At 63.8% G+C, this 24,376-nt stretch carries 19 protein-coding genes; 11 read left to right on the top strand and 8 right to left on the bottom strand.

The genetic code is table 11. The features are described 5' to 3' along the window. Window positions 1–100: 100 nt before the first annotated feature. From dxs to V6M39_RS13750, 3 genes are read left to right on the top strand one after another with little or no spacing between them, the layout of a single operon-like run. Entirely contained in the window at window positions 101–1,996 is a 1,896-nt protein-coding gene (gene dxs / locus V6M39_RS13760; RefSeq protein ID WP_332644385.1) for a 1-deoxy-D-xylulose-5-phosphate synthase, read from the top strand. 15 nt (window positions 1,997–2,011) lie between these two features. Further along, window positions 2,012–2,920, top strand: a complete 909-nt coding sequence (locus tag V6M39_RS13755; protein ID WP_332644384.1) for a PAC2 family protein — start codon at window positions 2,012–2,014, stop codon at window positions 2,918–2,920. A 20-nt stretch (window positions 2,921–2,940) separates the two neighbouring features. After that, a complete protein-coding gene (locus V6M39_RS13750) occupies window positions 2,941–3,813 on the top strand; it encodes an acyl-CoA thioesterase (protein WP_332644383.1) in 873 nt (290 codons plus the stop codon). A gap of 17 nt (window positions 3,814–3,830) precedes the next feature. Here the strand turns inward: V6M39_RS13750 and V6M39_RS13745 are convergent, their stop codons facing one another. The 3 genes from V6M39_RS13745 to V6M39_RS13735 are packed head-to-tail and all read right to left on the bottom strand — an operon-like array spanning window position 3,831 to window position 7,989. Beyond that, entirely contained in the window at window positions 3,831–5,705 is a 1,875-nt protein-coding gene (locus V6M39_RS13745) for a CocE/NonD family hydrolase (protein ID WP_332644382.1), read from the bottom strand. Between the two features lie 51 nt (window positions 5,706–5,756). Next, window positions 5,757–6,641, bottom strand: a complete 885-nt coding sequence (locus tag V6M39_RS13740; protein ID WP_332644381.1) for a MaoC family dehydratase — start codon at window positions 6,639–6,641, stop codon at window positions 5,757–5,759. A gap of 1 nt (window position 6,642) precedes the next feature. Continuing rightward, entirely contained in the window at window positions 6,643–7,989 is a 1,347-nt protein-coding gene (locus tag V6M39_RS13735) for a 3-oxoacyl-ACP reductase (protein ID WP_332644380.1), read from the bottom strand. Between the two features lie 259 nt (window positions 7,990–8,248). On the opposite strand from V6M39_RS13735, the gene V6M39_RS13730 reads away from it, so the two are divergent. Further along, window positions 8,249–9,628 carry an acetyl-CoA C-acetyltransferase gene (locus V6M39_RS13730; RefSeq protein ID WP_332644379.1) on the top strand — a complete coding sequence of 460 codons (1,380 nt, stop codon included), beginning with the start codon at window positions 8,249–8,251 and terminating at the stop codon, window positions 9,626–9,628. 57 nt (window positions 9,629–9,685) lie between these two features. On the opposite strand, the gene V6M39_RS13725 is transcribed toward V6M39_RS13730, so the two are convergent. Further along, on the bottom strand, window positions 9,686–10,354 hold the full coding sequence (locus V6M39_RS13725) for a TetR/AcrR family transcriptional regulator (protein ID WP_332644378.1): 669 nt from the start codon (window positions 10,352–10,354) through the stop codon (window positions 9,686–9,688). A 50-nt stretch (window positions 10,355–10,404) separates the two neighbouring features. On the opposite strand from V6M39_RS13725, the gene uvrB reads away from it, so the two are divergent. The 3 genes from uvrB (at window position 10,405) to V6M39_RS13710 (ending at window position 14,489) form a co-directional block, all read left to right on the top strand. Beyond that, window positions 10,405–12,489: an excinuclease ABC subunit UvrB gene (gene uvrB, locus V6M39_RS13720; protein WP_332644377.1), complete on the top strand. Its 2,085-nt coding sequence runs from the start codon at window positions 10,405–10,407 to the stop codon at window positions 12,487–12,489. A gap of 65 nt (window positions 12,490–12,554) precedes the next feature. After that, window positions 12,555–13,313 carry an aldose 1-epimerase gene (locus V6M39_RS13715; RefSeq protein WP_332644376.1) on the top strand — a complete coding sequence of 253 codons (759 nt, stop codon included), beginning with the start codon at window positions 12,555–12,557 and terminating at the stop codon, window positions 13,311–13,313. A 177-nt stretch (window positions 13,314–13,490) separates the two neighbouring features. Beyond that, complete coding sequence (locus V6M39_RS13710; protein WP_332644375.1) at window positions 13,491–14,489, top strand: TerC family protein; 999 nt, start codon at window positions 13,491–13,493, stop codon at window positions 14,487–14,489. On the opposite strand, the gene V6M39_RS13705 is transcribed toward V6M39_RS13710, so the two are convergent. Then, window positions 14,486–14,770 carry a putative quinol monooxygenase gene (locus V6M39_RS13705; RefSeq protein WP_332644374.1) on the bottom strand — a complete coding sequence of 95 codons (285 nt, stop codon included), beginning with the start codon at window positions 14,768–14,770 and terminating at the stop codon, window positions 14,486–14,488. The two genes, V6M39_RS13710 and V6M39_RS13705, sit on opposite strands and share 4 nt — an antisense overlap. After that, entirely contained in the window at window positions 14,767–16,182 is a 1,416-nt protein-coding gene (locus V6M39_RS13700) for an APC family permease (protein WP_332644373.1), read from the bottom strand. The genes V6M39_RS13705 and V6M39_RS13700 overlap by 4 nt, the downstream gene beginning before the upstream one ends. A gap of 98 nt (window positions 16,183–16,280) precedes the next feature. On the opposite strand from V6M39_RS13700, the gene V6M39_RS13695 reads away from it, so the two are divergent. Next, window positions 16,281–17,561 (top strand): cytochrome P450, encoded by a 1,281-nt coding sequence (locus V6M39_RS13695; RefSeq protein ID WP_332644372.1) that lies wholly within the window; start codon window positions 16,281–16,283, stop codon window positions 17,559–17,561. Here V6M39_RS13695 and V6M39_RS13690 read toward each other — a convergent pair. Both V6M39_RS13690 and V6M39_RS13685 read right to left on the bottom strand, forming a co-directional pair. Beyond that, window positions 17,551–17,799, bottom strand: a complete 249-nt coding sequence (locus V6M39_RS13690) for a hypothetical protein (RefSeq protein WP_332644371.1) — start codon at window positions 17,797–17,799, stop codon at window positions 17,551–17,553. The genes V6M39_RS13695 and V6M39_RS13690 overlap by 11 nt on opposite strands. A gap of 3 nt (window positions 17,800–17,802) precedes the next feature. Beyond that, a complete protein-coding gene (locus tag V6M39_RS13685; protein ID WP_332644370.1) occupies window positions 17,803–18,459 on the bottom strand; it encodes an MBL fold metallo-hydrolase in 657 nt (218 codons plus the stop codon). Between the two features lie 126 nt (window positions 18,460–18,585). Here V6M39_RS13685 and uvrA point away from each other — a divergent pair, with 126 nt between their 5' ends. The 3 genes from uvrA to uvrC form a co-directional block, all read left to right on the top strand. Continuing rightward, window positions 18,586–21,444 carry an excinuclease ABC subunit UvrA gene (uvrA, locus tag V6M39_RS13680; RefSeq protein WP_332644369.1) on the top strand — a complete coding sequence of 953 codons (2,859 nt, stop codon included), beginning with the start codon at window positions 18,586–18,588 and terminating at the stop codon, window positions 21,442–21,444. Between the two features lie 20 nt (window positions 21,445–21,464). Further along, complete coding sequence (locus V6M39_RS13675; RefSeq protein ID WP_332644368.1) at window positions 21,465–22,409, top strand: DUF808 domain-containing protein; 945 nt, start codon at window positions 21,465–21,467, stop codon at window positions 22,407–22,409. A gap of 29 nt (window positions 22,410–22,438) precedes the next feature. Beyond that, window positions 22,439–24,376, top strand: a 1,938-nt coding sequence (uvrC, locus tag V6M39_RS13670; protein WP_332644367.1) for an excinuclease ABC subunit UvrC, incomplete at its 3' end; no start/stop codon positions are given.

Below are 24,376 nucleotides of genomic sequence, written 5' to 3'. Positions count from 1 at the left end.
TGCGGGCATTCCAGCACGGTTGAGCAGCCGGAGATATTGGCCGACCTGATCGAGGAGTTCCTGACTGCGCAGGACAAGGGCGACTCGATAGACTGACCCAATGGCCGACGCGCAGCAGGATGTACTTGCGAATCTGACCGGGCCCGCCGATCTGCGCGGACTCGATGAAGCAGCGCTCAGCCATCTTGCGACCGAGATTCGTGAGCTGCTCATCTCTTCGGTGGCCTCCAACGGTGGTCACCTGGGACCCAATCTCGGCGTGGTCGAGCTGGGCATCGCGATCCACCGGGTGTTCGAATCACCCAACGATCGAGTCGTCTGGGACACGGGCCACCAGGCATACGTGCACAAGATGCTGACCGGCCGTGCGAGCCAGTTCGGTGAACTGCGACGCGAGGGCGGCCTGTCCGGCTATCCGAGCCGCGCTGAGTCCGAGCACGACTGGGTCGAGAATTCGCATGCGTCGACAAGCCTGTCGTACGCCGATGGCATGGCCAAGGCCAATCACCTGCTCGGCAAGGACGACCATGTCGTCGCCGTAATCGGTGATGGCGCCCTAACCGGCGGCATGGCGTGGGAAGCCCTCAACAACATCGCGGCTGACAACGATCGCCGACTCGTCGTAGTGGTGAATGACAATGGGAGGTCGTATACCCCGACCGTTGGCGGACTTGCGAATAGATTGACCGAAATTCGCACCAATCCGCGCTATGAGCCGGCTCTGGGCGCCATCAAGGATCGACTCAATCGTTCCCGTCGAGTGGGGCCGGCCACGTACGAAGCGCTCCACGCGATCAAGAAGGGTGTCAAGGACGCTCTGGCACCGCAGGGAATGTTCGAGGACCTCGGGCTCAAGTACATAGGCCCGGTCGACGGTCACGACCGTCCCGCCGTCGAGCGCGCGCTCACGGCTGCCAAGAAGTTCGGTGGCCCTGTGCTGGTGCACGTGCTAACCACCAAGGGCCAGGGCTATGACATCGCGGTCGCCAATGAGAACGACCAGATGCACCAAGCCAACCCGTTCGACGTGCAGACCGGTGAAGCCGTCAACGTCGCACCGGCAGGGTGGACCTCGGTGTTCCGCGACGAGATCGTACGCATCGCCGATGAGCGCCCTGACGTCGTGGCAATCACCGCGGCAATGCTCTACCCGGTGGGCCTCGATGCCTTCGCCGACAAGTTCCCCGACCGGGTGTTCGATGTCGGCATCGCCGAGCAGCACGCGGTCACCAGCGCGGCCGGCCTCGCCATGGGCGGCCTCCATCCGGTCGTTGCTGTCTATGCGACCTTCCTCAATCGTGCATTCGACCAGGTGCTCCTCGATGTGGCTTTGCACAAGTGCGGAGTGACCTTCGTGCTCGACCGTGCGGGAGTGACGGGCGATGACGGTGCCAGCCACAACGGCATGTGGGACATGTCGTTGATGCAGATGGTGCCTGGCCTTCACCTCGCATCCCCTCGCGACGGTGTCCAACTTCGCGAACTGCTTCGCGAAGCGGTCGACATCGAGGACGCTCCGAGCGTGGTGCGCTTCTCCAAGGGCGCAGTGTGCGACGACCTCCCGGCGATCGAGCGCGTCGACACGTACGACGTGCTGTCCCGTGACGAGGTCAAGGACGTCCTGGTCATTGCGGTCGGCGCCTTCGGCCATCTCGGTGCGGCGGCCGCGGACCTGGTTCGCGCGGCGGGTCACGGCGTCACCGTGGTCGATCCACGCTGGGTCAAGCCGATCGATCCCGCGCTCGTACAGCTGGCGGCGGACTACGCGTTGGTCGTGACGATCGAGGACAACGGCCGTCATGGCGGGGTTGGTTCCGCTTACACGCAGGCCGTTCGCGATGCCGACCTCCTGACACCGATCCGGGTGCACGGTGTCGAGCAGGAGTTCCTCGACCACGCCAAGCGGGACGTCATCCTTGAGCGTCTCGGCCTCACCCCGCAAGCGATCGCCGATGACACCGTGGCCGCCTTCGCCCGGAATACCACCAAGCCGTGAGTAGTTGAACTGATCGTGGCCTGGAACTCGCGCAACCGTAAGTCCGCTGCCGACAATCCTGACAAGGGACGTGGCACCGGACCTGTACTCATCCATGCCCTGGACGGGTTCCTCGGTGCAGGATCCGCGTCGCGGCTCGCCGCCAACCAGCTCCGCTCCGGCAACGGCAAGATCATGCACGAGTTCGACCTCGACTCGATGTTCGATTACCGCGCGCGCCGGCCGATGATCGCGTTCAGCGAGGACCGCTACGTCGAGTACGCCGAACCGACGCTGCAGATCGTTCTGGAGCACGACGCCAACGACACCCCCTACTTGCTGCTCGCCGGTCCTGAGCCTGACTTCGCGTGGGAGGCGTTCATCGCCGAGACACATGAGGTCATCGAAGACCTTGGAGTCCCGCTGACACTCGGCCTCGGTGCCGTACCGATGGGGGTTCCGCACACCCGTCCGCCGATGATCACCGCTCATGGCACCCGCCCCGAGCTGGTCGATCGCAAGAATCTCTGGTCGGCCCAGGTCACAGTTCCGTCGTCGGCGCAGTCGTTGCTGGAGTTCCGCCTTGGTCAGTGGGGCCATGATGCGGCGGGCTACGTCGTGCACGTGCCTCACTACCTCGCTGGCATTGACTACCCGCCTGCAGCGATTGCCCTGATTGATGCGCTCGTGGACCGAACGGGCCTCAGCATCGACGTCGACGACCTGCGTTCGCGACAGAACGAAGCGATTGCGGAGATCGAGGAGCAGATCGAGCAGCAGGGTGGCAACGAAGTCCTGTCAGGTCTCGAGGAGCAGTACGACGCGTTCACGCGGGGCGCTGCCGAGTCCCTGCTGGCCAGCGACGAAGAGCTTCCGAGCGGTGACGAGCTGGCTGACCAGTTCGAGCAGTTCCTTGCGCGTCAGCGCAAGAACGACCAGGGCTGACCAAACGCTAGGCTCTGCGTGTGCCTGGATCCCTGAGTGAAGTAGTCGGCCTGCTCGAGCTCGAACAGCTGGAGGTGGACCTCTATCGAGGTTCGCAGCCCGAGTTGTCGTCGATGACACGAGTCTTCGGCGGCCAGGTGGCCGCGCAGGCATTGATGGCGGCTCAGCTGACAGTGCCCGAGGATCGGTCAGTGCATTCGCTGCACATCTACTTCATTCTCGGTGGCGACCCGAGCATCCCGATCGTGTACGACGTCGAGAAGATTCGTGATGGTCGTTCGTTCACGACTCGTCGAGTGGCCGCGCGCCAACACGGCGCCATCATCTTCTACATGACCGCTTCGTTCCAGGTGGAGGAAGAAGGGTTCAACCATCAGGACTCGATGCCTGACGTGCCGCCGCCGGAGGATTCAACGCCACTGATCGAGCTGATCAACACGCGCGGTCAGGAAGGCGTCGACATCTGGGAGAACGAGTGGGCGTCATTCGATCTCAGGTACGTCGGCGACAATCGCGCCGAGGACGACCCGCAACGCGAGCTCGTGCCAGTTGTGCAGCGACTGTGGTTCCGTGCGAATGGCGAGCTTCCTGCGTCGCCGGCCATTCACAACGCGGCGTTCACGTACATCAGCGACTTCAGCCTCCTGGGCGCCTCACTTCTGCCGCATGGTGTGTTCATCGGTCAGCCCGACGTTCAGGCAGCCTCCATTGACCACGTCATCTGGTTCCACCACCCGATGAAGGTCGACGAATGGCTCCTGTATGACCAGAAGTCACCGTCTGCGTCTGGCGCCCGAGGGTTGAGCACTGCCCGGGTTTTCGCCCAGGACGGCACTCTCGTCGCCACCGTGGCGCAAGAGGGTCTGATCCGACCCGTCAAGCCGCGCGACTGAACCGGTGCCGCCTTCGACTACTTGACAGTCGGCAGTGTTCCAACGCTGGGGAAGTTGATCGTCGACGGGTACTTCGCCGAGCTGTGGACCGTGAGGACCGTCAGCACACCGAGCAGGTCCGGCAACGTGGGCAGCAGGTGCGGGACATCGAATGCCTGCACCGAGATGCGGAGCTTGTGACCCGGCAGGATCTTGGCCCGCGTGGGGAAGATCTCGACGTCGATCGGTGCGACCTGACCGCTCGCGAGCTTCTTCTGAGCAGCCTTGGTGAACGGGTGGTACGGCTGGATCAGCACGTTGTCGAGGTAGCGCGACTTCGTGGTGTCGAGTGCACGGTGCGAGATGACCTGCCAACCGCCGGAAAGGCGGCTGACGGTGCCGTCTGGGGCCTCGTCCTCGATCGCGACGGACAGCATGCCGTCACCACCCATGCTCGACGTGTAGAGGCGAGCGTTGATCGGACCCTGCAGTGTGACTGACTTGGCCAGTGGCTTGGTCGAGAAGACCGCGCCGAGCTTGTCGTTGTACTGGTTGTCCGTGAAGCAGGGCAGGCTTGCCAGCAGCAGGTTGGGGACGCCGGCAGTCCACTGGTTTGCCGATCGCGTGCAGAGACCCTGAACCGGGATGGGGTAGATGTCCGAGGTGCCGTCGACGCGGGCGCCGGACGTGATGCCGCCTGGCGCGCCGCCGGTCTTGGATGAACCGCTCACCTTGAGCTTCGCGCCTTCCAGCGACGAGCCGATCCACTTCGTGTCCCTGACCCACTTCCCGGTGCCCTGTTCGTAGTACGTCAGGTTGGCGATGTCGCTGTGCAGCCCCGTGTCCGCTTTGCCCTTGAGGTAACGGTCGAACCAACGCAGCTGAGCCTCTGCGAGCGAGCCATAGCCGGCCTTCTCGAAACCCGTGCCGCCCGATGCCTGCAGGTGGTCCCACGGGCCGATGACCAGCTTGGTCGGGACCTTGCGCTTGTTGAGGTTTTCGAACAGCAGGGGAGTGCCGCGCTGGAACAGGTCGTACTCGCCGGAGACGAAGAATGCCGGGACCTTGACCTTGTTGATCACGTTGATCACCGAGCGCTCTTTGTAGAACGCTCCGTCGTAAGCGGGATCGCCGCCGCCAAGCGCCTGCACCAGGAGGGGTGCGGTGAACGTAGCGGCGCCGGTCAGGTGGTTCAACAGTTCGGTGATGGCGGATTGGGGATCGGTTGCTCCGACGGCCGGAGGTATCAAACCGGTAGCCGTGACCAGACCGAGCCACAACGGGATGAAGCCGACATCGAGCTGTCCGCCGGAGGCGACGACGTCCCGGTAGACGTCGGCGCCGGGAACCTGCGGGAAGATCGCCTTGAGGCCGGGAGGGTTGGCGGCAGCGGCCCACAGCTGGCTGATGCCCATGTAGGACGGTCCGCTCATACCGGTGATGCCGTTGCTCCACGGGCGCGCAGGCGAGTGCGCCCACGTCATGATCTCGCCGCCGTCCTTGTTCTCGCGAGCGTCGAAAGCACGCCAGATGCCTTCAGAGCTTCCGGTGCCGCGAGCGTCAACGGTGAGCTGGACGTAGCCGCGCTTCACGAGGTAGTCGGCCGGGGTGCCGCCGAGTCCGCCGGCTGAACTGAGGGCCGTCTTGTTGTACGCCGTGATTGTCACGATGACTGGGAGTCGCTTGGTGATCGCCTGGCCTGACGCGTCGGCGGGCCGTACGACGTCTCCGCGCAGGATGACGCCGTCGGACATCGGGATCGCGACATCCTTCTCGACCACAGTGTTGGGGTACTGCTCGGGGCGCGGCTTCCACGTCGTCGCCGCCGAGGCTGTGGTGAACGTCAGCATGCCGCCGACGAGGGTGAGTGAAGCGAGGAGCGCGAGCAGGCGTGCAAAGCGTCGGGTGGTCAACGGAATCCCTCCAGAGTCGTCATGACATAAACGACGGGGTGCAACTTAGAGTTACGAGGCGGTAACAATCCGTCCAACGAGGTGCGTCACGGGTTTCTTGGATCCCTTGACGCCAAACTCGATCCCCTTGTCACTGGCGTCGGAGCCGAAGACGACGGTGCCAGGCAGGAAGATCGGCTTGCGAAACTCGACTTCAGCCGTGAAGGCGTCAGGCAGCTTGTTCTGCAGCGCTGACAGGCTGCGGGCGAGCGTCCACATGCCGTGGGCGATGTTGGTTGGGAAGCCGAACGCCTTGGCGGTCACGGGGTAAAGGTGGATCGGGTTGCGATCACCCGAGACGGCGCCGTAGCGACGCCCGAGGTCGCCGGAGAGCTTCCAGTGGACGACGCCGCTGGGTGCCTCAACGCCGGCCAACGGGGCGGCCGTCTTTTCTGCAGCACCTCCCTTGTGGCGGGAGAACAACGTGGTGACTTCATCCCACACGATGGTTCCGTCGATCCGGATCTCGGTGATCAGGTCGACCAGCGAGCCCTTGGGATGTGTACGTAGATCCGAGGCGCGAACGGACACGTCGAAGGTCTCATCGACGCCGATGGGCCGGTGCTGCGTGATGCTGTTGCGCAGGTGCACCAAGCCCATTGGCGCGAACGGGAACGCCGTGTCGGTCATGAGGTTCATGTGCAGCCCGAACGCCGCCATGTGCGGATAGGTCGCCGGCAAGGTGTCGCCGCGAGGGAATCCGCACACCTCGTTGTACGCGTCGAGGTGCGCGCGGTCGGTCGTGACACCGGCGCGCTCGAGCACCAGGTCAGGAACCGAGCCCTTGGCGTGCTTGACACCGGGCAGCCCGCCGATGACCGGAAGCGCCGGCAGGACCGCCTTGAGCATCATCGGCAGTGTCGATGGAGCCTTGCTGAACGTACGAGTCGTCGTCATTTCAGGCGCCGATCAGAGCCTGGCCGCAGACGCGGACCGTGTTGCCCGAGATCGCTGACGATCCGGGGTTGGCGTACCAGGCAATCGCCTCGGCGACATCGATCGGAAGTCCGCCCTGCGACACCGAGCTCAGTCGGCGGCCAGCCTCGCGGATACCGAGCGGCATCGTCTTGACCATGTCGGTCTCGATGAAGCCCGGAGCGATTGCGTTGACCGTGATGCCGTCCTTGGCGACCCGCTTCGACAGGTCGTTGACGAAGCCGATGACGCCGGCTTTGGCGGTGCCATAGCTCGTCTGACCGTTGTTGCCCGCAATGCCGGCGATCGACGAGATACCGATGACGCGACCGCCCTTGCCCAGGAGCTTCTGCTTGAGCAGCTCAGCGGTGATGCGCTGCGGCGCGCCGACGCTGATGTCGATCACGAGGTTCCAGTTCTCGGTCTTCATGTTCTTGAGGCGCTTGTCGCGGGTGATGCCCGCGTTGTGGACCACGATGTCGACGCGACCGTGAGCGTCCTTGATGGCCTTGGCGATGACCTTCGGTGCGTCGTCGGCGGTGATGTCCTCGGCGATCGATGTTCCACCGAGCTCTGCCATCACGGCATCGAGCTCGCTGGAGAGCTGGGGGACGTCAAGACCGACGATCGTTGCGCCGTCACGGTGCAGGGTGCGCGCCATCGCGGCACCCAGACCACGCGAAGCGCCCGTGATCAGTGCAACCTTGCCGGCCAGCGGCTTGGCGGGGTCGTACGAATCAGCTGCGACGAGCTCGGTGAGGCCGAGGCGGATGACCTGGCCAGAGACGAATGCTGACTTGGGGGAGAGGAGGAACTCCAGCGTCGACCCGAGCGCGTCTTCCGCGCCTGCGCCGACATACACGAGGTTGGCAGTGCTTCCGTTGCCGCCGACTTCCTTGCCCGCGGAGCGTACGAAACCTTCGAGTGCGCGCTGCGCGATTGCTGCGGTCTCGGTGCTTGCCTGGTCAGGCAGTGTGCCGATGACGATCAGGCGGCCTGAGCTCTCGAGGCTGCGAAGAGCAGGCGTGAAGAACTGCTGCATTTCGGCGAGACCTGCGGTGTCAGGGATGCCGGTGGCGTCAAAGACGAGGGCCTTGTAGCGCTTGCCGTCGGCGCGTACACCGACCGCAGAGATGCCACTGGCCTTCAGGGTGGCGTTGAGCTTCGAGCCGAGCGTGCCGCCCTTGGCGGAGCCGATGAGGACGGTTCCTTTGACCAGCGGATCGCCTTCCTTCCAGCGCTCCAGCACAGGTGGGTTCGGGAGACCCAGGCTGTTGACGACGAACTTGCCGATCGGGTTGTGCGCGAGCGACTGGTAACGGTCAGTCATGCCGCCGCCTCCTCAAGGAACGCACGGCTGTGGCGCACCCCACGATGGTGAGGCGCCAGCATGGCACCTGTGTTGTTGATTCCCTCGCTGCGCTCGGTCATGGCTGGGTGTGTCCTATCTCTCGGATACCGTGGGTATCTGGATTGCCGTTTGAAACTGTAACGTCGTCAGTCAGCGCCAGTCCACCAACAGGGTATGCGGCGCTCGTCACGTTCAGACAACTCGAAGACGAACACTGAGAAGACCTGAGGAGACCGCCATGGCGGAGACACCGGCCAAGAAGACAGCAGCCAAGAAGGCCGCAGAATCGGTTGCGGACACCGTTGCCGATGTGACGGCGAAGGCCGCAGAAGTCACGGGAACGCAGACGGTACGACGGGTTGCCGTGATCGGCGGCAACCGCATTCCGTTCGCCCGCTCGAACACCGTCTACATCAGCGCTTCCAACCAGGAGATGCTCACCGCAGCTCTCGATGGACTCGTGGCGCGTTTCGGCCTTGAGGGTGAGCGCGTCGGTGAGTTCGCAGCTGGCGCCGTGCTCAAGCACAGCCGCGACTTCAACCTCGCTCGCGAGACGGTCCTGGGCTCCAAGCTCTCGCCCGACACTCCTGCGTTCGACGTCCAGCAGGCATGTGACACCGGCATACAGGCGGCCATCCTCGTCGCCAACAAGATCGCCCTCGGCAAGATCGAGTCCGGTATCGCCGGCGGCACCGACACGACGTCGGACGCGCCCCTCGCGGTCGGCGACAAGCTCCGCAAGATCCTGCTCGAGGCCAACCGCGCCAAGGACAACAAGGGTCGCCTCGCGGCTCTCGCCAAGATCCGACCGGGGCATCTGGCGCCCGATCAGCCCCGCAACTCAGAGCCGCGAACCGGACTGTCGATGGGTGACAGCCAGGCCATCACGACTCTTGAGTGGGGCATCACCCGCGAAGCGCAGGATGAGCTCGCCGCGGCGTCGCACCACAACCTCGCCACGTCGTATGACGAGGGCTGGCAGAACGACCTGGTCACGCCGTTCCTCGGAGTCGAAAAGGACAACAACCTGCGTCCCGACTCGACGGTCGAGAAGCTGGCCAAGCTCAAGCCGGTATTTGGTCGCGGCGAAGGCGCCACGATGACCGCAGGCAACTCGACGCCGCTCTCCGACGGCGCGTCCGCTGTGCTGCTGGCATCGGACGACGAGGCCAAGAAGCACGGTTGGACCCCGCTCGCGTACTTCGTCGACTACGAGACCGCTGCGGTCGATTACGTGTCCGGCGCCGAGGGCCTGCTGATGGCCCCTGCTTACGCCGTGCCGCGCATGCTCGAGCGCCAGGGCCTCACGTTGCAGGACTTCGACTTCTACGAGATCCACGAGGCGTTCGCCGGCCAGGTGCTGACGACGCTCGCGGCGTGGGAAGACGCGGACTTCTGCAAGCAGAAGCTCGGCCTCGACAAGCCGCTCGGCTCGATCGACCGGTCGAAGCTCAATGTCAAGGGTTCATCGCTCGCGACGGCTCACCCGTTCGCGGCAACCGGCGGCCGCATCATTGCGAACCTCGCCAAGCTGCTGAACGAGAAGGGCACAGGCCGCGGTCTGATCTCGATCTGTGCAGCCGGCGGCCAGGGCGTCGTCGCCATCCTCGAGGCTTGATTCCTCCGCGATTTGTGACACTCACGGCGCTTCCGCTTCAGCGAAACGCTGTGTTCGTCACAAATCGCGGGGTTGCGCGTCGCCTCTGGCCATTGCCACGGCGCCGCGCTGCAGGTAGGCCTTGACCTCGTCGAACGGCACAGCGTCGACCGCAGGCAAGCCGGGGTTCTCGCCGCGTACGGAGAGCTGCAACGTCGCGAGGTTGAGCACCCCGAGCGCCTGCGTGTAGAAGATGTTGGCGAGCAGGTACGGGTCACGTACGTGGAACTCACCCGTCGCGGCGCCCGCTTCGAGCACGCGTACGACGTGGGACAGGCATGAGGTCATGCCCACGCCGAGCTTGAGCATGACCGACTCGCTGACCTCTTCGAGCAGCTCGTCGCCGCGTCGTCGCAGCAGCGCCTGTGCGCAGTCGACGAAGGCAGGAAGCGCAGATCCGAAGTCGAGGAACGCGTCGGTGATTGCCTCAAGTCGCGCCGAGGGGGACGCGCTGAGGTCGTCTGCCGCAGCCAAAGCCTGATCGAGCTCAGCGAGGTAGTCGACCAGTGTCAACGCGAACAGCTCCTCCTTGCCGGAGAAGTGTCGATAGATGATCGCTCGGTTGATCCCGACTGCCTGGGCGATGTCCTCAATCTGGGCGTCGCGTACGCCGCGCTCGTCGAAAAGCGCACGGGTTGCGTCGAGGATTTCGCGCTTGCGCTCTGCGCGGCGCTGCGTGGCAGGCATGACAGTCATCCTAGAGGTCTTGTCGGTGCCACCACGTACGCTCAATGTCTATGAGGTCCGTGTCTGAGCTGCGCCGTCAAGTGGCGCCATTTGAGGTCGTATCCGACTTCTCGCCGGGTGGCGACCAGCCGGCGGCGATCAACGATCTTGAGCGCCGCATCAACGCCGGTGAGCAGGACGTCGTGCTGATGGGAGCGACCGGCACCGGCAAGACGGCGACGGTCGCCTGGCTGACCGAACGACTGCAGCGCCCGACGTTGGTGATCATGCCCAACAAGACCCTGGCGTCGCAGTTCGCGACCGAGCTCCGCGACCTGTTCCCCAACAACGCGGTCGAGTACTTCGTCTCCTACTACGACTACTACCAACCTGAGGCCTACATTGCCCAGAGCGACACCTATATCGAGAAGGACTCCTCGGTCAACGAGGAGGTTGAGCGGCTTCGCCACTCGGCCACCTGGTCGTTGCTCACTCGTCGCGATGTCATCGTGGTTGCGTCGGTGTCCTGCATCTACGGTCTGGGATCGGCGCAGGAATACCTCAACCGCATGATCGGCTTCAAGGTCGGCGAGCAGCTCCCGCGGGAGCAGCTGCTGCGCACTCTCGTGCAGGCTCAATACGTCCGCAATGACGTTGCGTCTACCCGTGGCACCTTCCGGGTCAAGGGCGACACGATCGAGATCTTCCCGGTCTACCAAGAGATGGCCGTACGCGTGGAGTTCTTCGGCGACGAGATCGAACGGCTGATGACGCTCCACCCGCTGACCGGCGAGGTGTTGAGCGAGGACCAGGAGCTGTTCGTCGGTGCTGCAACGCACTACGCCGCCGGCAACGACGTCATGAAGCGCGCGATCCAGACGATCGGCGTTGAGCTCGAAGAACGGCTCGCAGAGCTTGAGGGCGAGGGCAAGCTCCTCGAGGCGCAACGGCTCCGCATGCGTACGACCTACGACATCGAGATGATGGAGCAGATCGGCACCTGCGCTGGCATCGAGAACTACTCGCGCCACATGGATGGCCGCGTCGCAGGGTCGGCGCCCAACTGTCTCCTCGACTACTTCCCCGAGGACTTCATGCTCGTCGTCGACGAGTCGCACGTGACGATTCCGCAGATCGGCGCGATGTACGAAGGCGACATGTCACGCAAGCGCTCACTGGTCGAGCACGGTTTCCGACTGCCAAGTGCGATGGACAACCGCCCACTCAAGTGGAATGAGTTCCTCGAACGCATCGGTCAGACGGTCTACCTGTCGGCGACGCCGGGCACCTACGAGATGGAGAAGGTCAAGGACGACGTCGTCGAACAGATCATCCGTCCGACCGGACTGGTCGACCCTGAAGTCATCGTCAAGCCGACCAAGGGCCAGATCGACGATTTGATTGGTCAGATCCGACTGCGAGTCGAGCGCAACGAGAGAGTGCTCGTCACGACTCTGACCAAGAAGATGTCCGAAGACTTGACCGACTACCTCCTCGAGGCCGGCATCCGCACTCGCTACCTCCATAGCGAGGTCGACACCCTGCGGCGTGTGGAGCTGCTGCGTGAGCTGCGCATGGGCGAGTACGACGTGTTGGTCGGCATCAACCTGCTCCGCGAGGGACTAGACCTTCCTGAGGTCAGCCTGGTGGCGATCCTCGACGCCGACAAGGAAGGCTTCCTGCGATCCGGCCGCTCGCTGATCCAGACGATCGGACGTGCAGCTCGCAACGTCTCCGGCCAGGTCATCATGTACGCCGATCGCATCACCGACTCGATGGGGACCGCGATCGAGGAGACCAACCGGCGCCGTGCCAAGCAGGTCGCCTACAACACCGCCAACAACATCGATCCGACACCGTTGCGCAAGAAGATCGGTGACATCACCGACATGCTTGCTCGTGAGGATGCCGACACCGAGAAGCTACTCGCTGCCACGGGTGATCACCGCCGCAGGGGAGCGCCCGTGCCGCTGGGTCAGCACACGGCAGATCTCGCCAACCTCCCGTCGGGAGAGCTGGCCGACCTCATCGAGCAGCTCAGCGAGCAGATGCGAGCGGCGGCTGCCGAGCTGCAGTTCGAGGTTGCCGCGCGTCTTCGCGACGAGATTGGTGATCTCAAGAAGGAGCTACGCAGCATGCTCCAGGCCGGCGTCTAGGGCTGGTCTCGATACGTTCGCTCGTCCCTCGCGAACACTCGACCACCGTGCGACACAATGCTTGCGTGACTGACGTCCTCGACAACGGCCGTGTGCAAGCGGCGATCGATCCATCTCGTGGTGCCCGGCTGACCTCCTTGATCATTGACGGTCACGAACTGCTCGCCGACGAAGGCAGCTTCCCGATGGTTCCGTGGGCCGGACGCATACGCGACGGGCTGCTCACTGTCGACGGTGTGACGCATCAGCTTCCGTTGGCCAAGGACGGCAATGCGATTCACGGGCTGGGCCGAGACGTCGCGTGGGAACGCACTGGCGACGGCGCCTACCAGTGCGAAATCGGCGCGCCCTGGCCGACATCGGGTCTCGCGTCCTTGACCTACGAGCTGCTCCCTGGCGGCATCCGTACGACGCTCAGCTGGGACGACGGTACCGACCTTCCATGCTCGATCGGCCTGCATCCGTGGTTCCGCAGGCGCCTCGACGTGGGCGGCGACGTCGCGCTGACCTTCGACCCGGATGCGATGGTTGAGAGAGGGGACGATGCCTTGCCGACCGGACAGCTCATCAATCCAACGCCGGGGCCCTGGGACGACTGCTTCCACTTCGACGGTGCGCCAGTCCTGACCTGGCCCAACGCGCTGTCCGTCAGCTTGTCCTCGTCTGCGCCGTGGTGGGTTGTCTACGACATCCCAGTCCACACAGTGTGCGTCGAGCCGCAGACTGCGCCGGCTGACGCGTTCGGCCACCCTGAACTGGAACCGCACGGTCCATGGCCACGCTCGACGTGGTTCGAGATCAGTGCAGTCGACGCTGTGCTCTGATCAGACGGCTGCAACAATGTGTCGCGGAGGGGAGTATTCCCCGATCACAGCGTCGTCATCACGGTGGTTCCCAGCAGTCACCCGGTGTTGTGGGCCGCATCGGCGGCGGAAGAGACCTCCGGCTCTGACCGGAGGACTCGCGTGTACCTAGCCCAAGCCACAACAGACAACGTCAGCATGTCGGTTTCACAGACCGAATGGCTCGTGACGATCGGCGTCACCGTCGCAGTCCTGCTGTTCGATGTTGTTGTCGTCGCTCGCAAACCCCATGAGCCCACGCTCAGGGAGTGCGCGATCTATCTGGGCATCTACGTCAGCATGGCGATCGCCTTCGGGATCTGGGTCACGGCCTATCACGACGTACCCGAAAAGGGCGGCGACTTCGGCCTGCAGTTCTTTGCGGGCTGGCTCACCGAGTACAGCTTGTCGATCGACAACTTGTTCATCTTCTTGATCATCATGGCGAGCTTCAAGGTGCCCAGGAAGCTTCAGCAGGAAGCGCTCCTGGTCGGCATCATCATCGCGCTGGTGTTCCGCGGCATCTTCATCGCGCTCGGCGCGGTCGCGATCAACAACTTCTCGTGGGTCTTCTACATCTTCGGCGCGTTCCTCCTGTGGACCGCATGGACCCTCGCCAAGGACACCGAACACGACGATGACGGCGAGAACGGTGTGGTCCGCTTCGCCCGCCGGTTCTTCAACACCAAGAACGAGTGGCACGGTCTCAAGCTGTTCATCAAGGACAACAAGAAGACGTACATCACACCAATGTTCCTGGTCATCCTGTCGCTCGGTACGACCGACCTGCTGTTCGCGCTTGATTCGATCCCGGCGATCTACGGCCTCACTCAGGAGCCCTACCTCGTCTTCACGGCCAACGTCTTCGCGCTGATGGGACTTCGACAGCTCTACTTCCTGCTGGGCGACCTGCTCAAGAAACTCATCTACCTGTCGCAGGGACTCGCCGTCCTGTTGGCGTTCATCGGCGTCAAGCTCGTTCTGCACGCGCTGCACACCAACGAGCTGCCGTTCATCAACGACGGCAAGCACCTCGACGTACCCGAGATCCCGACACTGTTGAGCCTCGGCGTGATCGTGGCAATCCTCTCGATCACCGCCATCGTGAGCCTCACGGTGTCGAGTCGACGCGAACGCGAAGCAGCCAAGAACGACTAGGCAGGACCTTCAGACACAACCTCGTACCTGCGCACCGAAGCGTCCCGGATGGCGACCTGCTGTTGGTCGTCGGGACCTGACTGCCGAAACGTCATCAGGTCTGCCTCTGACTGCCAGCGCTCGTAGACGTTGATTCGCGAGTCTTCCACGATGTCGGCGCTGATCGTGAATTCCAGGCAGCCGAGCGCGGTGCGTGCCTGCTCGACCACGGCCACACAGCCCTCGAGGTACTCGTTTCGGCCGTCCGGGTCGACCGTGATCCACCCAGCGATGATGATCATGGAATCTTGTGCGGCGGGATGTCCTCGGGATCGGTGATCTCGAGGTCTTCGCCCTGGCTACGTCGGTACAGGTAGATCGGCACGGAAAGCACGAGTCCGATGCCGAGAAGGATCCCGGCGACCTCGTACTGCTCGCCGTCGCGGCCTGACAGCGGAGTCACGAGGTACAGACACGCGATCGCACCGGCGACTGCGATCCATGTCTTCGTTCGGAAGTGGGAGTGCTCGACCCGGTCGTTGCGCAGGATCAGCACCGCGACGTTGACGACAGCGAAGACGCCGAGCAGTAGCAGCGAAGTCGTTCCGCCGAGCACTGCAATGGCGTCGTCGCTGGCGTTGGAAACGTACGCAATCAGCCCGAACGAAAGCGCCGTCGTGAAGAGGATGGCAGCCCACGGAGTGCGGTTCTTCTTGTGAACCTTTGCCAGCGACTTGGGCAGCACGCCCTGTCGCGACATTCCGTAGAGGAGTCGGCTGGCCATCATCATGTTGATCAATGCCGAGTTGGCGACCGCAAACATGGAGATGAACGGCAGGATCTTGTCCATCGGGAAGTCCGGCGCCCCAGCCTTGACGACCTCAACCAGCGGCGTGTCACTCGCCGCGAGCTCGCCGACGGGCACGAGTCCGACAGCGAAGATCGACACGAGAATGTAGATGACGCCAGTGATGCCGAGTCCCGTGAGCATCATCTTGGGGAAGATCTTGTGGGGCTCGTGGCATTCCTCGGCCATGTTCACCGAGTCCTCGAATCCGACCATCGCGAAGAACGCCAGCGACGTCGCCGTGGTGACGGCGAGGAAGACGTTCTTGTCATCGGGAGTGTCGAAGGCGACCGCGCGGCTGAAGTCCGCATCGCCGATGGCGTAGAAACCGATCAGGATCACGATGAGGAGTCCGGAAAGCTCGACCAGCGTCAGCACGACGTTGGCCTTGACGCTCTCGCTGACGCCTCGAAGGTTGATAGCCATGACGAGGGCCATGAATGCAAGGGCGATCAGCATGATCTGGGTGTTGGAAGCCTCCCACTCGATGCCAGTCGCCAGGTTGGCGGCAAAGGCACGTGAGGCCGTGGAGGCCGACGTGATGCCGGAGCACATCACCGCGAAAGCGACGATGAACGTGAAGAAGTGAACGCCGAATGCCTTGTGCACGTAGAGCGCTGCACCGGCGGCTTGGGGATACTTGGTGACGAGCTCGAGGTAGGAGAACGCCGTCAACGTCGCGACGATGAACGCTACGAGGAACGGAATCCACGCTGCGCCGCCGACTTCTGCGGCGACCTGGCCAGTGAGCGCGTACACGCCAGTGCCGAGAATGTCGCCGACGATGAACAGCAACAGGAGCTTGGGGCCCATCACCCTGCGAAGAGTCGTGCCCTGTTGTCCGCTGTCTGCTGTGTCGACGCTCATGCTGCTACCCCCTGTCATACGCGGGGAAGTCCACGCATATGACCTCACCCTTTACCGCTTGTCCGTCGGTCGCAAGTGCTCCGTGTAGTTTCAACTCCGTGATTCAGGTCAGAGCTCGCATCGCCGGATGGGTCGGCAAGCTTGTCGTGCGACGCATCCAGAGGAAGGGCATCGACCTTTCACGCATCTCGTTCATTCCAGAGAAGACCAAGGTGCCGCTGCAACGAGTTGGGCTCGATCCTGTGCCCCGCATCGCAGAGATTCGCAAGACAACGCCGATGCACCGCCTCAAGCTTCCCTTCAACTTCAACATCTACTTGGTGACCGGGTATGAAGAATCGCGACGCATCCTGACGGACCGTGACTCCTACTCCAACGACATCCGCCACATGTTCCACGGTGATGGCCCGGCGACGTCAGACGACATTGGCGGACTCGGGTTCACCGATCCGCCGCTGCACACGCGTCTCCGCAAGATCGTCACGCCGGAGTTCACGATGCGCCGCCTCGCGCGCTTGGAGCCGATGATCAGCGGAATTGTCGACACACAGCTCGACGCGCTGGCCGCCGAAGGCTCAGGTGCAGACCTCGCGAAGCACCTTGCCTTCCCGATCCCGTTTCAGACGATCTGCGCCCTGCTTGGGCTCGACTACGAGGATCGTGACGCGTTCGAAAAGCTCGGCAGCGCGCGCTTCGATGCCACCAACGGTGGTGCAGCAGCGTTTGGTGCGGTGTCGGAGCAGCGGGAATTCCTGTTCGCCGCGGTTGCAAAGCAGCGGAAGGATCCTGGCCCGGGACTCATCGGCCAAATCCTGATCGACGAGGGAGACCAGATCTCCGACGTGGACTTGGCCGGACTGGCTGATGGCGTGTTCACGGGCGGCTTTGAGACCACCGCAGGCATGATCGCGCTCGGAACGATCGTGCTGTTGCGCGATCCGGAGTATGCAGAACTGATCCGCAATGGTTCACCCGAGGATGTTGACCGGGTCGTTGAGGAGCTGCTCCGCTACCTGTCGGTCGTGCAGGTCGCCTTCCCGCGCTTCGCCAAGCAGGACATGTTGCTGTTCGGCAAGAAGGTCAAGGCCGGCGATGTTGTGCTCGCATCGCTGAGCGGCGCCAATCGTGACCCCGAGGTCGTGGGGGAGCGCCCCGACGAGTTCGACCCCTACCGCGTGCCCGAAAGCGGTCACCTGGCCTTCGGGCATGGCATCCACCGCTGCATCGGCGCCGAACTCGCCCGTATGGAGCTGCGCATCGCGCTACCCAAACTCTTCCAGCGCTTCCCGGATCTCGCTCTGGCGAAGCCGCAGAACGAGCTGACCTTCCGTCAGCTGTCATTCGTGTACGGCGTCGACGAGCTCCCTGTCACGTTCTAGAGGACTCCTCGGCTCGGTACATGTCCCACTCGCGAGCGATCTGCGCACGATTGACCCACGATACGATCGCCCAGAGCACCCAGAAGATGCCCGCAACGGCACCGATCATGACACTGCGCCAGATCGGGTAGCGGCTCAACAGGCGGCTGCGTCGGAAGCTCAGGACATCGACCACGGCGAACATCGCGACGTTGGCAAGTGTCATGACCGTGTCGACAACGGTCGCTGTGGTGTCCACGGATCACCAACCCCGTTCGCGCCATTCGGCGAGGTGAGGGCGCTCGACCCCGAGCGTCGAGTCGTTGCCGTGCCCGGGGTAGAAGTGCGTGTCATCTGGGAAGCGGTCGAAGAGCTTGGACTCGACATCGTTGATCAGGCTCACGAAGGCCTCGGCGTCGCCGAAGGTGTTTCCGACGCCGCCCGGGAACAGTGAGTCACCCGTGAACAGGTGAACGATGCCGTCCGGGTCGTCGTACGCGAGGGCGATCGAGCCCGGCGTGTGGCCGACGATGCCGATGACCTCGAGCTCGCACGAGCCGACTCGGACACGCGCGCCGGTCTGCACACGTACGTCAACCGTGACCGGGAGTGCGTCGGCGTCCTCCTCACCAGCGACAGTCTCGGCGCCCGTCGCATTGATGACGGCTTCAAGCGCTTGCCAGTGATCGAAATGCTGGTGGGTGGTGATAACCCGGGCGAGCCCGCCATCGCCGGCAAGCGCGAGCAGGGTGTCGGCTTCGTCTGCTGCGTCGATCAGAGCCTGTTCGCCGGTGAGGTTGCACTTGAGCAGGTAGGCGTTGTTCGACATCCCGCCGACAGCGACTTTCGTGATCTGCAGGTCACCGGCTTCCTGGACATCCGCTGGACCGCCGACCTCGACCTCACCTGTGTACGTCATGCAGGGGAGCATACGAGTCCACAACGCTGTGTCGGACCGCACCTTTCGGAATGTTTCTGTCAGGTCCCGTCGTTACGATGGTGGCCGTCAGCAGACTGCCCACATCTCGACCTCCCAGGGGAACAAGTGACCGACCGCCTCGTCATCCGTGGCGCACGTGAGCACAACCTCAAGGACGTCTCTCTCGACCTCCCACGAGACTCGCTCATCGTGTTCACGGGTCTGTCCGGATCGGGCAAGTCGTCCCTCGCATTCGACACGATCTTCGCCGAAGGCCAGCGCCGCTATGTCGAGTCGTTGTCGGCGTACGCACGCCAGTTCCTGGGCCAGATGGACAAGCCTGACGTCGACTTCATTGAGGGTCTGTCGCCTGCTGTCTCGATCGACCAGAAGTCCACGAGCCGCAACCCTCGATCGACGGTCGGCACCATCACCGAGGTCTACGACTACCTCCGCCTGCTCTATGCCCGCGCCGGACGACCGCACTGTCCGGAGTGTGGTGAGCCCATTGCTCGGCAGACCCCGCAGCAGATCGTCGACCGCATCATGTCGGGCGACGAAGGCACTCGGTTTCAAGTCCTTGCCCCGATCATCCGCGGACGCAAGGGCGAGTACGGCGAGCTGTTCCGCCAGCTGCAGTCGCAGGGCTTCAGCCGCACGATCGTCGACGGCGAGCTGCACATGCTCGCCGACGAGCCGCCCAAGCTGGAGAAGCAGAAGAAGCACACGATCGATGTCGTGGTCGACCGTCTTCAGGTCAAGGACACGATGCAGCAGCGGCTCACCGAGTCGGTCGAGACTGCGCTCAATCTTGCCGATGGTCTCGTCATCGTCGACTTCGTCGACCTGGCCGAGGACGATCCCAACCGCACGCGACGGTTCTCCGAGAAGCTCGCGTGCCCCAATGACCACCCGCTCGCCGTCGACGAGCTGGAGCCGCGGTCGTTCTCCTTCAACGCCCCGTTCGGCGCCTGCCCTGAGTGCCACGGGCTCGGCACTCGTATGGAGGTCGACCCCGAGTTGGTCGTCCCCGACGAGAGCAAGTCGCTCAACGAAGGCGCCGTGTCTCCGTGGTCGTCAGCGCATGTCGCGGACTACTACTCACGCATCATCGGCGCACTGGCAGAGGAGCTGAAGTTCAGCGCCGACACTCCATGGGGTGACCTGCCGCAGAACGTACGCGAGGCGGTCCTGCACGGTCATCCGACGAAGGTGCACGTCAAGTACAAGAACCGCTACGGCCGCGAGCGCTCCTACTACACGGCTTTCGAAGGCGCGATCACCTACCTGGAGCGTCGCCACGACGAGACCGACTCAGAGACTAATCGTGAACGCCTCGAAGGCTTCATGCGTGAAGTGCCGTGCCCGACCTGCGGCGGCACACGACTCAAGCCGGTGATCCTCGCTGTCCAGCTCAACTCCAAGGAGCTCGGACCCAAGAACATCGCCGAGGTGTGCGCTCTATCGATATCCGACGCGGCGACCTACCTCGGCTCGCTCGAGATGACCGATCGCGAGCTCCAGATCGGCGAGCGCGTCCTCAAGGAGATCAACGAGCGCCTGCGCTTCCTGCTCGATGTCGGCCTCGACTACCTCGCGCTCGACCGTGCCGCCGGATCGCTGTCGGGCGGTGAGGCTCAGCGCATCCGTCTCGCGACCCAGATCGGTGCCGGCCTCGTCGGCGTCCTCTACGTCCTCGACGAGCCGTCCATAGGCCTGCACCAGCGCGACAACCACCGACTCATCGAGACGTTGATCCGGCTGCGCGACCTCGGCAACACTCTGATCGTCGTCGAGCACGACGAGGACACCATCCGTGCCGCTGACTGGGCCGTCGACATCGGTCCCGGCGCCGGCGAGCACGGGGGACAGGTCATTGTTTCCGGACCGGTCAAGGAGCTGCTCGAGAGCAAGGACTCCCTCACGGGCAAGTACCTCTCCGGCCGTATGTCGATCCCGCTGCCAGATAAGCGGCGCCCGCGTGTCGAGGGCCGCGAGCTGACAGTGCATGGTGCGAAGGAGCACAACCTCCAGGACATTGATGTCACGTTCCCCCTTGGCATGCTGGTTGCTGTCACCGGCGTCTCCGGCTCGGGCAAGTCGACCCTGGTCAACGACATCCTCTACAAGCAGCTGGCCCGTACGGTCTATGGCTCGCGATCGATTCCTGGCCGTCACCGGTCCATCACGGGTCTGGATGCGGTCGACAAGGTCATCCACGTCGACCAGTCGCCGATCGGTCGTACTCCGCGGTCCAACCCGGCGACCTACACAGGCGTTTGGGACCACGTTCGCAAGCTGTTCGCGCAGACACCCGAAGCGAAGATGCGCGGCTACCAGCAGGGTCGGTTCTCGTTCAACGTCAAGGGTGGCCGCTGCGAGGCGTGCGCCGGCGACGGCACGATCAAGATCGAGATGAACTTCCTGCCCGACGTCTACGTTGCGTGCGAGGTTTGTCACGGCGCGCGCTACAACCGCGAGACCCTCGAGGTGCACTACAAGGGCAAGACAGTCGCCGACGTGCTCGACATGCCAATCGAAGAGGCGGTCGACTTCTTTGAGGCGATCCCGGTCATTGCACGTCACCTGCGCACACTCGTGGACGTGGGGCTTGGCTACGTACGACTCGGGCAGTCTGCCCCGACTCTGTCCGGTGGCGAGTCGCAGCGCGTCAAGCTGTCGGCGGAGCTGCAGAAGCGCTCGACCGGTCGTACGGTCTACGTGCTGGACGAGCCGACCACCGGCCTGCACTTCGAGGACATCCGCAAGCTGCTCGGCGTGCTGGGCCGCATCGTCGACTCCGGCAACTCGGTCATCGTCATCGAGCACAACCTCGACGTCATCAAGACCGCCGACTGGGTCATCGACATGGGACCCGAGGGCGGCAGTGGCGGTGGACTCTTGATCGCGGAGGGCACCCCCGAGGACATCGCCGAGAGTCCGGCGAGCCACACAGGTACGTTCCTCAAACCTCTCCTCTCGTGACCAGTAGATAGGCTCTCGACATGGCTGGAGGACTTGCGGCACTGCTCGACGACATCGCGGTACTTGCGAAGATGGCGGCTGCGTCCGTCGATGACGTCGGAGCGGCAGCCGGTCGCGCAAGTGCCAAGGCCGCGGGAGTCGTCGTTGACGACACTGCCGTGACTCCTCAGTACGTGCAGGGTGTCGCCGCAAAGCGCGAGCTACCGATGATTCGCAAGATCGCCATCGGCTCCCTGCGCAATAAGCTGCTGTTCATCCTTCCTGCGGCACTGCTGCTGAGCGAGTTCCTGCCGGACTTGCTCACGCCGCTGTTGATGATCGGCGGCACCTACCTCTGTTACGAGGGGGCCGAGAAGATCTTCGAGCGTGTCACCGGCCACAGCCCAGCCACCGAGGAGACGCAGTCGTCCGAGCTGACGCCCGAGCAGGAGAAGACGCTCGTCTCCGGCGCCATCCGTACCGACTTCATCCTGTCGGCCGAGATCATGGTCATCGCGCTCAACGAGGTCGCGGATGAGGCCTTCCTGTCACGAATGGTGATCCTCGCGGTCGTCGCGGTCGCCATCACGGTGCTGGTCTACGGCGTGGTCGCACTCATCGTGAAGATGGACGACATCGGGCTTTCCCTCGCCCAACGAAAGTCGGCGGCGTCCCAGCGGTTCGGGCTGGGCCTGGTCAGGGCGATGCCGAAGGTACTCGGCACCATCTCGGCCGTCGGCATCGTCGCGATGCTGTGGGTCGGTGGCCACATCCTGCTCGTCGGTGTCGACGACCTCGGGTGGCACGGGCCATACGAGCTCGTCCACGACCTCGAACACCACGTTCACGATGCCCTCGGTTCCGCCGGCGCGGTGTTCGGCTGGCTCACCAACACGGCGTTGTCCGCTGTCGTGGGGGCAGTCGTGGGCGCTGTCGTCGTCGCGGTGATGCATCTGGTCCCGCGTCGCCGCGCTGCACACCACTGACTGTCGCCCTCACCTCGTAGGCTGGCGGTGTGGCAGACCCCGCAAGTTACCGACCGGCGCAGGGGGAGATCCCCACTGCGCCAGGCGTCTATCGCTTCCGCGATGACGCGGGCCGGGTCATCTATGTCGGCAAGGCCAAGTCGCTGCGGCCGCGCCTGAGCTCCTACTTCCAGGACGTATCAGGCCTGCACCAGCGCACCCAGCAGATGGTGATGACCGCGAGCTCGGTCGACTGGACGGTCGTGGACACCGAGGTCGAGGCGCTTGCGCTCGAGTATTCCTGGATCAAGGAGTTCGACCCGCGATTCAACGTCAAGTACCGCGATGACAAGTCCTATCCCTGGCTCGCGGTCACGGTCAGTGAAGAGTTCCCACGCGTAACCGTCATGCGTGGAGCCCAGCGCAAGGGTGTTCGCTACTTCGGTCCTTACGGTCACGCCTGGGCGATCCGCGACACCGTCGACACGCTCTTGCGAGTGTTCCCGATGCGCTCGTGCTCCCAGGGCGTGTTCAGGCGTGCCGCGGCGATCGGTCGGCCGTGCCTGCTCGGTGACATCGGCAAGTGCGCTGCCCCGTGCGTCGGCAGGGTGTCCGCGGAAGAGCACCGCGCGATCGTCGACGACTTCCTCGCGTTCATGGGCGGCCAGACTGCCGGCTTCACAAAGCGCATCGAGAAGCGCATGCGCGAAGCGTCTGACGCCGAGGAGTTCGAGCTCGCCGCCAAGCTGCGCGACGACCTCGCAGCAATGCAGCGCGTGCTTGAGAAGCAGACCGTCGTGCTCGGCGACGGCACCGACGCGGACGTGCTCGGCTTCGTTGACGACCCGCTTGAGGTCGCCGTACAAATCTTCTCCGTACGAGGAGGACGCATCCGCGGTCAGCGCGGGTGGGTCGCCGACAAGACCGACGAGGCACCGTTCAGCGATCTCGTGCAAAGTGCGCTGATGACCTTGTACGAAGACGCCATCCCGTCGGCAATTCCGAGAGACGTGCTCGTACCCTCTCTGCCGTCAGATGCCAACATCGTGACCGAGCTCCTCAGTGAACGTCGTGGGGGACCGGTGACGATCAGAGTGCCTCGGCGCGGTGACAAGCGAGCCCTGATGGCCACCGTCGAGCAGAACGCCAAGGAGTCGATGATCCGCCACAAGATGAAGCGGTCATCAGACCTGACGGCACGCAGCCTTGCGCTGGAAGAGATCCAGGAGGCGCTTGGTCTTCCCACAGCACCCCTGCGTATCGAGTGCTACGACATCTCCAACCTGCAGGGCACCGAGATCGTCGCGTCGATGGTGGTGTTCGAGGACGGACTGCCTCGCAAGTCCGAGTACCGCCGCTTCACGATCCGTCATGAGGGCCAGAGCGATGTTGCGGCGATGCACGAAGTCATCACCCGCCGGTTCGAGCGTTTCCTGAAGGCACGAGAGAACGACGACGGTGAGGGCCCTGGCATCGATCCAGACACAGGCAAACCGCGCCGATTCGCGTACGCCCCATCGCTGATCGTGGTGGACGGCGGCCCGCCACAGGTCACTGCCGCCAAGGCAGCCATGGATGCGCTCGGCATCGAGGGCGTCGCGCTCAGCGGTCTCGCCAAGCGGCTCGAGGAGGTCTGGCTCCCCAACGATTCAGACCCAGTGATCATGCCGCGCACCAGCGAAGGCCTCTACCTCCTGCAGCGCATTCGCGACGAGGCACACCGGTTCGCGATCACACATCACCGTCAGCGTCGCAGCAAGTCGATGATCTACAGCGTGCTCGATCCGGTGAGCGGGCTTGGTCCGACCAGGCGCAAGGCTCTGCTCAAGACATTCGGCTCGGTCAAGAAACTTCGACAAGCCAGCGCAGAAGAGATCGCAACTGTGCCCGGCATCGGTCCCGCTACGGCACAATCCATCGTGGACGCACTCGCAGCGGGCGAGTCTGCACCGGCCGTCAACACCGCGACCGGAGAGATCCTGGAGGAC

It is taken from the genome of Aeromicrobium sp. (genome assembly GCF_036675695.1).
Taxonomy (GTDB): Bacteria; Actinomycetota; Actinomycetes; order Propionibacteriales; family Nocardioidaceae; genus Aeromicrobium.
This window is presented reverse-complemented; position numbering and strand designations above follow the sequence as displayed.